Origin of the sequence: uncultured Mailhella sp. (assembly GCF_944324575.1) — a bacterium.
In the GTDB taxonomy this organism is placed as follows: domain Bacteria; phylum Desulfobacterota; class Desulfovibrionia; order Desulfovibrionales; family Desulfovibrionaceae; genus Mailhella.
Window position 1 is genome coordinate 1 of the sequence record NZ_CALUWV010000072.1, and the last position, 9916, is coordinate 9916.

Below are 9916 nucleotides of genomic sequence, written 5' to 3' on the forward strand. Positions count from 1 at the left end.
AACTTCAGAATGCTCTGGTTCACGCTGGGATGGAAGCGCAGACCGCCCTTGTACGGTCCGATGGCGGAGTTGAACTGGACGCGGTAACCGTTGTTCACCTGAACGCGTCCCTTGTCGTCGGTCCAGGCCACGCGGAATTCCACAAGGCGTTCGGGTACGACGATGCGCTCAAGAATGGCGTTTTCCTGATACTTGGATTCTCTGTCGAAAAGGGGCTGCATGGAGAAGAGCACTTCTTCCACGGCCTGCAGAAATTCCGGCTGATGAGGATTCTTGGCGCGTACGTTTTCCACGACGCTCTGCACGTAACTGTTACCCATGACTCTATGCTCCTTTAAATGACGGAAGGGGAAGCGCCCCAAAAATGTCCAACAATCACCCGCCGGGACCAGGATAATACATTTTTGTCAAAAACAAACCTGTTCCGACGTTGACGTCTATCGACGTATCTCTATTTTTTCTGAGAATCAACCTCTTTTTTTGACAAAAACGAAATTTTATTTGTTATCTTATTCATTGTTTTAATTAGTTTTTACATTTTTGTAAAATGAATTTTATTTTTTATTCAATATTTTCAAATAGTTATATTGTTACATTTTTGTTTTTTATCGTCGTTTTCTTCGCCCATAAAAAAACGTCTTCGTTTCAATTTTGTAGCACACGCCCCGGACTGCTTCGGAGTCTCTCCTGCCGCTCCGCCGTGCCCTGCGGAGGCATTGCGCGGAAAAAAGCAAAAAAAAATCTCCGCAGCCCTTACGAAGCAGCGGAGAACATTGAGGTTCTGTCTTCTGCCGCAAGACTTTTGCGTCGCTCTGCCGAAAAGGGACACTTGAGTCCCGGACACCATCGGCAAAAGCGCAGAAGGTCCGGGCGGCAAACTCGGGAATCGCTCCGCCGGCGTGCATCAGCCGGCGGAAGAAAAAGGCCGTCCGGCGAACGTCGGACGGCCGAACCTGTCAGGCCTTTCTGTCCATGGCATAGGAAAGCAGCAGTTCCAGAAGCTCGCCGAACGCCATGCCTTCGGCGGCGGCCTCCTTGGGCACGAGGCTCGCGTCCGTCATGCCGGGCAGCGTGTTCACCTCCAGCGCGAACAGCTCACCCTCATCCGTCAGACGAAAATCGGTGCGGCTGTATCCGGAAAGTCCCAGGCAGCGATGGGCGGCAACGGCCGCCTCCTGCACTTTTGCCGTCAGTTCGGCGGAAAGGGGCGCGGGGCATATTTCCGCCGCGCCGTCGGCGGCATACTTGTCATGGAAGTCAAAAAACTCTCTCTTCGGCACGATGAGCACCGGCGCAAGTGCCCTCTCCTCTCCCTCGCGGCCCACCACGCCGCAGGTCACTTCCTGTCCGGGAATAAGCGTTTCAATGAGCACTTCCTGATGCAGGGCAAAAAGCTTGTCGAGCGCGTCTTTCAGCTCCGCCTCATCGTTCACGCGGAAAAGGTCGATGCTGGAGCCGCCGGTATTGGACTTGACGAAAAGAGGAAAGGGAAGGGAACACTTCCAGTCCGCACCGGGGCGGACGGGAAGAAACTCGTAGTCGGGCGTACGAATGCCCGCAAGGCGAAAAAGCGCCTTGCCGGCGGCCTTGTTCAGGGCAAGAAAGGAGCCGGCTGGCCCGCTGCCCTGATAGGGACAGCCCGCACGGTCAAGAATGGCCTGCACAAGACCGTCCTCACCGGGTTGTCCGTGCAGATTGAGAAAAGCCGCGTCATGCTTTTCCGCAAGCTCCAGCAGCCTGTCGAAGCCTTCGGAAAGGTCAAACAGCGTCACGTCATGGCCCCGCTCGCGAAGCGCGGCGGCAATGGACGCCGCTCCTTTAAGAGAAATCTCCCGCTCCGTGGACCAGCCGCCGGCAACAAGAAGAATGCGCATTCCTTTCATCTAAATGATCCCTACCCTGTCGAATATGGCCTGCTCCACGGCCTGTACATGAGCATAGTTGGCGGCGATGTTGTCCACCTTGTCGGGGCTTATGCCGTAGCGGACGAGAAGATCGTCGAATCGTTCCTTTATGGACACCACTTCGGAGTGGCGCACGCGCTTGTCGGCATATGCCACGATGACGGGCAGACGCATGGGGTCCTTCACGTCGTCCATGCCGGTGCCGCTCCACGGCCATTCCACATGAAAAAGCACGGCCTGCGCCAGCAGGGGATTTCCCGTCTCTTCCCGCACCCAGGCCGAGCCGAGCTGGGCGTGGCTGCCCCCGTGACGGATGGTGTAGCTTTTGGCCAGATCGTGCAGAAGAGCCGCGGCCCGCGCCAGAGGCACGGTGAGCGGTCTGCTCTCGGGAATGACGCCGCGCGCTTCCGCCCGGCGGACTATTTCCACGGCCACGCGGGCCACGCCGCGGCAGTGTTCGCGTATGTTCGGCATCATGTCATACTTGTCCCACAACAGGGCACAATGCTCCTCATCGGGCACAAACCAGGCAGGATCCGCAGGAAATTCAAGAGCAGGCAACATGAGCTCACCTCGAAAATAAAAGAATCATGCACGGCCGGTATGGCCGAAGCCTCCGCTGCCGCGCGTCGTTTCGGAAAGGGACTCCACCGTGCGGGGTTCAAGGCGGCACACCGGCTGAAACACGAGCTGCGCCACCCGCTCTCCGCGCTCAACGAGAATCGGCCTGTCCGACGTGTTGAGCAGCCACACGACGATTTCTCCCCGGTAGTCGGCATCCACGACACCCACGCCCTGGGCCACCACCAGCCCCTTCACCGCACCGAGTCCGCTGCGGGAATAGATGAATCCCGCCACGCCCGGAACGCGGGGCTCCACGCTCACGCCCGAAGGCACTTCGGCACGCTCCCCGGGACGGATGATGATTTCGTCCTCATCGAAGCAGGCACGCAGATCCATGCCCGCAGACTCCGGCGTGGCATAGCCGAGCCCTTCGCCGTACAACCCGGCGGCATTTCTGAGATAACAAACGTCGACACTGGCCATGACCGGAACCTCTCTGACATGAATGGACGCGGACGGCAGAGCCCTGCCCGCGCGCGGCTCTGCCGCATGAAGCAAAAAAGAATATCCCGAAGCCGCGACGGGGGCAAGTTCCCGCCGAAGCCGTTCCCCGAGCGGGCAGTCCGAAAAAAAACGCTTCTGGCATCCTGCACCAGCTGCAAAGCGGCACTTTCCGGAATCTCGCGCCGGGGCTGGCCGTTCCCGAAAAAAAACGATCCCGGACGCCCCGTGAAAAGCCCTGCCCCAGGGCTCCTCACGGCCATCCGGCTGCGCACTTCCCCGCCGTGACACGGAACCCTCACTCTTTATTGCATTCTTGACAGAAGGGCCCGCTGACACTATCGTCCTTCTTTCGCCGTTTCCATTCATTGGGAAACCAGGTAAAACGTCCATGGCTTGAACCCTATATCCACGATCGGCTGCGTCCGGTAAAAAAAAGGTTGCTAGAATGTCTCGTGTCACTTTTGTCGTAGATGGCGAATTCATGCGCAAGCGCATCATTTCGCTGAAGGCTTTTTACTTCGACGGGCAGGGCATACGCCGCCACTGCCTCTCCCACCTCATCCCCGGCGAAACCGTGGGCCGCATTCTCTTCTATGACGCTCTTCCCTTCACCGGCAAGGGCGAACATCCTCTGAGCGGCCCCATGGATTTCTCCCAGACGCCGCTCATTGCGCGCAAGCAGCAGTTTCTGCAGTCTCTGCGCGTGACGCCTGAAATCACCCTCCGCCTCGGCCGTTCCGCCTGGCAGGCCGGACAGTGGCAGCTCGACGCCAATCGTCTCGGCGAGCTCATGGCCGGAGAAATCAGCGTGAACGACATTCAGGCGAGCGACATCTATCCCGACATCCGTCAGAAGGGCGTGGACATGCTCCTCGGCCTCGACATCGCCGCCCTGGCCTACAAGCATCAGACCGACAGGCTCGTCATCGTGGCCAACGACGCCGACTACGTGCCCGCCGTGAAGCTGGCCAGGGAAGAAGGCATCAAGGTGGTGCTCGACCCTCTGTGGACCCGCGCCGCCGAGGATCTGCGCGAGCACGTGGACTACGTGTGCAACAAGCTGCCCCGCCCGCAGCATGCCAACTACCCTCACGGCATCCACATTTTCGACGACCCCAAGGAATACAATCCCTGCCCCGAGCCTGAAGCGCACGAGGGCACGGAACACGAAGAATAAAACCACTGCGGCCTGCCCGGACTACGGGCAGGCCGTTCTGATTTCTGCCTCAAGGAGGGCACATGTGCGGTATTTTCGGCATCACCGGTCATGAAGACGCCGCCCGGCTCGCCTACTTCGGTCTGTATGCGCTGCAGCATCGCGGCCAGGAAAGCGCGGGTATCGTTTCGTGGGACGAGCGTGAAGGCTCCTCCCATCTGCACGTCGGCATGGGACTCGTGCCTGACGTGTTCAGGGAAGAAGATCTCCGGCATCTCACCGGCGAAACGGCCATCGGGCACGTCCGCTACTCCACCACGGGCAAGCCGCAACTGCGCAACGCGCAGCCTCTGCTCGTGCGCGTGAGAAACGGCGTTCAGCTGGCTCTGGCCCATAACGGCAATCTCACCAACGCCGCGGCCCTGCGCCGCGAGCTGGAAAACGACGGCTGCATCTTTCAGACCACCATCGACAGTGAAATTTTCGTGCATCTCATCGCAAGGGCGCTGACCTGCGGCTCCCTTGAAGAGGCCATCATCACGGCCTGCCGCAAGGTGGAGGGCGCCTACAGTCTGCTCATTCTGAGCGAGGGGCGCATCTATGCCGTGCGCGATCCGCACGGTTTTCATCCTCTCAGCATGGCAAGGCTCGGCAGCTCATGGGTGTTCGCCTCGGAAAGCTGCGCCTTTGACCTGCTCGAAGCGGAATATGTGAGAGAGGTGAATCCGGGAGAAATGATCATCGTGGAGCCCGGAGCGCTCGAGTATCGCAGCGTGCGTCTGCGCGAGGAAGAAATGCCCATACGTCAGTGCATCTTCGAGCTTGTGTACTTCGCCCGTCCCGACTCGCGCATCTTCGGAGAAGACGCCTACCAGTGCCGCAAGTGCATGGGCCGTCACCTCATACGCGAGTCCATGGCCGACGCCGAATGCGTCATTCCCTTCCCGGACTCCGGCATCTACGCCTCTCTCGGCGTGGCGCAGGAAGCGGGCGTCCCCTACGAGCACGCCCTCATACGAAACCACTATGTGGGCCGTACCTTCATTCAGCCCTCGCAGAGCATGCGTCAGTTCAGCGTTCGCGTGAAGATCAACCCCGTGCGCTCCATGATAGAAAACAGGAGCCTCTATGTGGTGGACGACTCCATAGTGCGCGGCACGACCATACGCACCCGCGTGGCCAAGCTGCGCGAACTCGGCGCGAAGGCCGTGCATTTTCGCGTGAGCAGCCCGCCCATCAAGTTCCCCTGCTTCTACGGCATCGACTTTCCTTCGCCGAACGATCTCATCGCCACGAAGTACTCGCCCGAGCAGATAGCGGAAATGCTGGGACTCGACTCCCTGCACTATCTGTCCCTTGAAGGGCTGCTCTCTTCCGTGTCGCACCCCGAGCACTACTGCACGGCCTGCTTCACCGGCGACTACCCCACGCCCCTGCCTGAGGTACGGGACAAGATGTCCCTGGAATATCACCGCAAGGGCGACGTCCGCTTCCAGGGATAAAAGCCGTGATGGAGCGTCCCGCCCCTTCCGCCATTCCCGCGACCCCCGGCGTCTATATTTATAAGGACGCCGGGGGGCGCATCATCTATGTGGGCAAGGCCCGCAACCTGCGCAGGCGCGTGCTCTCCTACTTCCGCCCCGCCGATCAGCTCACGGCCAAGACCGCAGCCATGATAGGCCGCGCGGCGGGCATAGAATTTCTTACCACCACCACGGAAAAGGAGGCGCTTCTTCTCGAAGCCAGCCTCATCAAGAAGCATCGGCCGCACTACAACATCTGCCTGCGCGACGACAAGCAGTACGTCATGTTCCGCCTTTCGGAAAGGGAGCCCTTTCCGCGGCTGGAAATCGTCCGTCGCATGAAAAAACGCGACGGCGCTCGATATTTCGGTCCCTTCACCGCCGGACTTGCCGCGCGCGAAACGTGGAAGACCATCCACCGCATCTTTCCTCTGCGCCGCTGTTCCGACAGGGCCATGAAGAACAGACAGACGCCCTGTCTCTACCATCACATTCATCTCTGCTCGGCCCCCTGCACCGGAGAAATCACGGCCGAGGCCTATGCCGACCTGACAAGGCGCGTCACGCTCCTGCTCTCCGGCAAGTCCACGGAACTTGTGGACATGCTGAAAAAGGCCATGGAAGAGGCTTCCGAGAATCTGGAGTTCGAGCGGGCGGCCTCGCTGCGCGACCAGATACGCGCCATAGAAAAAACCGTGGAAAAGCAGGCCATCGTGCTTCAGAGCGGAGGCGACATGGACGTGCTCGGTCTCGTGAGCATGCCCGACGGTCTCGCCCTCGGCGTGGTGTTCGTGCGCCACGGCCTCGTGCAGGACCGCAGCGCCTTTTTCTGGCCGGGGCTCGGTCTGGAGGACGCCTCGGAACTTCTGTGGAGCTTTCTCGGCCAGTTCTATCAGGCGGAACGCTCCATTCCTCCCCGCATCGTGCTGCCCTATCTTCCCTGGGAAGCCGGTCTTTCAAAAAGCGCGCTTGCCGTGGATTCGGAAAGCGCGCTCGTCGCACCGCACGCCTCGGCAAGCATGGGTTCGCCCTTTCTCGTGGGCGGCGGCGTCACGCCCTGCTTTCTGGGCGAAGACACCCTTGACGCGGCAAAAAGCGCCGATTCCGGCGCAAAGCCCGTCCGCGCTCCCTCGCTCATGGAACAGGCCGCGGCGCTGCTTGCCGAACAGGACAGGCGCAACGCCTCCCCGGACAGCGGGGAAGACGGCGAAACAGGACAGGAAGCGCTGGAAGCCGTGCTCACCGAGCTTCGCGGAGGACCGGTACGCCTGACCGTGCCGAGGAACGAGGAGGAACGCCATCTTCTGGACATGGCGCGCAGCAACGCCCGCGAATCCGCCAAAAACAGAAGGGACGCCTCGCTGGCGGACAAGCTGGCCGCCGTCTTCCACTTCGACAGACCCGTGGTCCGCGTGGAATGCGCCGACGTGTCCCACACCGGCGGCGAGTCCACCAAGGTGGGCGCGGTGATCTACGAGGACGGTCGCCCCCTCAAGGAAGATTATCGCGTCTGGAACATCGAAGGCGCGGGCGGCGACGACTACGCCGCGCTTTCCATCTGGGCGAAAAAGCGCCTTGAGCACGGCGAACCCTGGCCCGACCTTCTGCTCATCGACGGCGGACGCGGCCAGCTTGCCGCCGTGCACAGGATTCTCGGCGAAGAGCTTGCCGCGGACGAGGACGGTCGTCTGCCCTTTCTTCTTGCGGGCATAGCCAAGGCCAGAGACGAGCGCGGCCATGCCGACCGCCGTGCGGGCAACGTGGCCGACCGCATCTTCGTGCCGGGCAGAAGCAACCCGCTGCCGCTGCGCGAAGGCTGTCCGGAACTGCTGTTTCTTCAGGTGGTGCGCGACGCGGCGCACGACTTTTCCATCGGCAGGCACCGGCAGGCCCGTGCCAGACAGGCCTTCAGCGGTGAGCTTCGGCAGCTTCCCGGCATAGGCATGAAGACCGCCCAGCTTCTCTGGGAACACTTCGACTCGGTTGCCGACATGAAGGCCGCGTCCCTCTCCCGGCTCATGGAGCTGCCGGGCATAGGGAACAAGAAGGCCGAAGCCATCATGGACGCCCTTAAAAAGCTCTAGCACGGTCAGAAATATCTCCCGGGCCGAGCCCTCCGGCCCGGCATCGCCCGCCTTCCGGGAATTCGGCACTCATGCTCTCCTTCTGAAAAGAGATGCGCCGCTCTTCACGGCGTCCGTCTTCCATGATATATGCTCTGCGCCGGCATCATCTGCGTCGCCCGGGGCCGGCATCACGCGGCAGGGCCGCAGCCGGGCAGGCCTTTTCGGCAGCGTTTTCCGCAGGCCTGTTCCGTGTCTCTCCGACGACCATGACCACGGAGGCCGCCATGGGCTTTCTTCTCGCGCTTGTCTCTTCCGCCGCGTTCGGCCTCATTCCCCTGTTCAGCCTGCCGCTCATGCACGACGGCATGGCTGCGGAATGCGTGCTGTTCTATCGCTTTCTTTTCGGTGCGCTGGCCATTTTTCCCATTCCCGTGCTCCGTCACGAACGACTGGCCGCGCCCGCGCGGGAACTCGTGCGTCTGGCCGTGCTCAGCGTCATGTACGCTCTTGCCGCGCTGCTCATGTTTCAGGGCTTCCATTACCTGCCGAGCGGCGTGGCCTCCACGCTGCAGTTTCTCTACCCGCTCATGGTCATGATCATCATGATCGTGTTCTTTCACGAAAAGCCCTCCCTCATCACCGCCTCTTCCGTGGCGCTCGCCATTCTGGGCGTGTTCCTTCTGAGCGGCGGCGAAGGAGAGGGCGCCGTCAGCGCAAGGGGCATAACGCTGCTGCTTGTTTCCGCCCTGTGCAACGCCGTTTACATCTCCGGGCTGCACGTCGCCCGCATACGCAGCATTTCCGGACTCAGCATCACCTTCTGGGTGCTGTTCTTCGGCATGCTGGCATCTCTTGTGAACGCGCTTGTCTCCGACACGTTCGTATGGCTGCACTCCTGGAGCGAAGCCGCGCTCGCCGTGCTGCTCGCCGTGGTCACCGCCGCCGTGTCCAATCTCACCCTCGTTCTGGCCATTCAGCGCATAGGCTCGACCATGACGTCGATACTCGGCGTCATGGAGCCCCTCACCGCCGTCACCGTGGGCATTCTCGTCTTCGACGAGCCCGCCACCGCGGGCGTTTTCGCAGGCGTGGCCGTCATCTGCCTTGCCGTACTGCTCGTCATGGCCGGCCCCCAGCTCGTGCAACGGCTCAAAAAAGGCCGTCTGCAAGCCTCAAAATGACGGACGCTTCCGCCGTTTTCCCGCCTCTCGCAAAAAAATCCGCTTTTTTTTCTCCGTCTCAAACCTTTTCTGAGACCGTGCGGAAAGATAAGGAAACATGACGGCAAAAAACGCCCACCGGCCAGACCTTCCCCAAAGCTCCTTTTCTTCCGCGTCATTACATTGAGGCTCGGCACAGCATCCGCCCGGCAGGACGATGACGGACCAGGATGCGAAGAGCGGAGACCCGCCTTGCCGCCTTCGCCAGTTGCCCCAAAATCGCCGTTCAGCGCTCCAGTCTTACGCACTGTTGCCGAATAGCCTCTCCCGCGTTTCCGCCGGCAACAAAACGCGAAAGAGTTTGAAACGTGACAGAAATCGCACCGCTGCCTATATACTGAACCCGTGGTCCACATCATGTTTCACAATCATTCCTTCCTCACTTCATCATTCATTCAAAAGGAACTCTCCATGACCAGAAAGACCATCGCCGCCGCTCTCGCCGCCGTCATGTTTGCCGCCTCCCTTCCCGTTGCCGCCATGGCCTACCCCGGTTTCCAGGGACACGGCTACAACGGTCAGGTGCCCGCTTCCTGCCCGGCTCTGCCCAACCTCACCGATGAGCAGAAGGCTCAGTTCACCAAGCTGCACGAAGAACACTACGCCGCCCTTGCGCCTCTGCGCGACAGCCTCATGGAAAAGCGCATGACCCTGAACGCTCTTTCCCGCAATCCCAACGCCACCCCCACGGAACTGCGTCAGCTTGCCTCCGACATCTCCAAGATTCAGACCCAGATCCGCACCGTGAACGACGACTTCTATGCCAAGATGGACAAGGCCGGCCTGCCCCTCCCCCAGTTCCGTCATCATGACGGATACGGCCATCGCGGCCACGGCATGGGCATGGGTCAGGGCATGGGCCGCGGATACAACCGCTAGGCTCAGGACTCATTATTTCCAATGACGTCAAAAAAGGATAAGTATGGATATGGAGGTTTCTATGTCCACTCTTTTTTACCTTTCTTCCGCTCAGATGGAT

General features: G+C 60.5%; 9 protein-coding genes. 5 read left to right on the forward strand and 4 right to left on the reverse strand.

The annotated features are described in order from the left end of the window. The 4 genes from Q0J81_RS08490 to dut all read right to left on the reverse strand — a co-directional run. Nucleotides 1-320: Glu/Leu/Phe/Val dehydrogenase dimerization domain-containing protein (locus tag Q0J81_RS08490; RefSeq protein ID WP_294447184.1), on the reverse strand; the 320-nt coding region annotated here is incomplete at its 3' end. Nucleotides 321-956: 636 nt separating this feature from the next. Next, nucleotides 957-1874 (reverse strand): D-alanine--D-alanine ligase, encoded by a 918-nt coding sequence (locus tag Q0J81_RS08495; RefSeq protein ID WP_294447194.1) that lies wholly within the window; start codon nucleotides 1872-1874, stop codon nucleotides 957-959. Between the two features lie 9 nt (nucleotides 1875-1883). Next, nucleotides 1884-2468, reverse strand: coding sequence for an HD domain-containing protein (locus Q0J81_RS08500; RefSeq protein ID WP_294447185.1), 585 nt, complete (start codon nucleotides 2466-2468; stop codon nucleotides 1884-1886). A gap of 24 nt (nucleotides 2469-2492) precedes the next feature. Further along, a complete protein-coding gene (gene dut, locus Q0J81_RS08505) occupies nucleotides 2493-2951 on the reverse strand; it encodes a dUTP diphosphatase (RefSeq protein ID WP_294447186.1) in 459 nt (152 codons plus the stop codon). Between the two features lie 466 nt (nucleotides 2952-3417). Between dut and Q0J81_RS08510 the strand changes: the two genes are divergently transcribed. From Q0J81_RS08510 to Q0J81_RS08530, 5 genes are all read left to right on the forward strand, one after another. Further along, a complete protein-coding gene (locus Q0J81_RS08510) occupies nucleotides 3418-4149 on the forward strand; it encodes an NYN domain-containing protein (RefSeq protein ID WP_294447189.1) in 732 nt (243 codons plus the stop codon). Nucleotides 4150-4211: 62 nt separating this feature from the next. Beyond that, on the forward strand, nucleotides 4212-5630 hold the full coding sequence (gene purF, locus Q0J81_RS08515) for an amidophosphoribosyltransferase (protein WP_294447190.1): 1419 nt from the start codon (nucleotides 4212-4214) through the stop codon (nucleotides 5628-5630). An 8-nt stretch (nucleotides 5631-5638) separates the two neighbouring features. Beyond that, a complete protein-coding gene (gene uvrC, locus Q0J81_RS08520; protein WP_294447196.1) occupies nucleotides 5639-7735 on the forward strand; it encodes an excinuclease ABC subunit UvrC in 2097 nt (698 codons plus the stop codon). 266 nt (nucleotides 7736-8001) lie between these two features. Further along, nucleotides 8002-8898 (forward strand): DMT family transporter, encoded by an 897-nt coding sequence (locus Q0J81_RS08525; RefSeq protein ID WP_294447192.1) that lies wholly within the window; start codon nucleotides 8002-8004, stop codon nucleotides 8896-8898. A 450-nt stretch (nucleotides 8899-9348) separates the two neighbouring features. Next, complete coding sequence (locus Q0J81_RS08530; protein WP_294447193.1) at nucleotides 9349-9816, forward strand: periplasmic heavy metal sensor; 468 nt, start codon at nucleotides 9349-9351, stop codon at nucleotides 9814-9816. Nucleotides 9817-9916 lie beyond the last annotated feature (100 nt).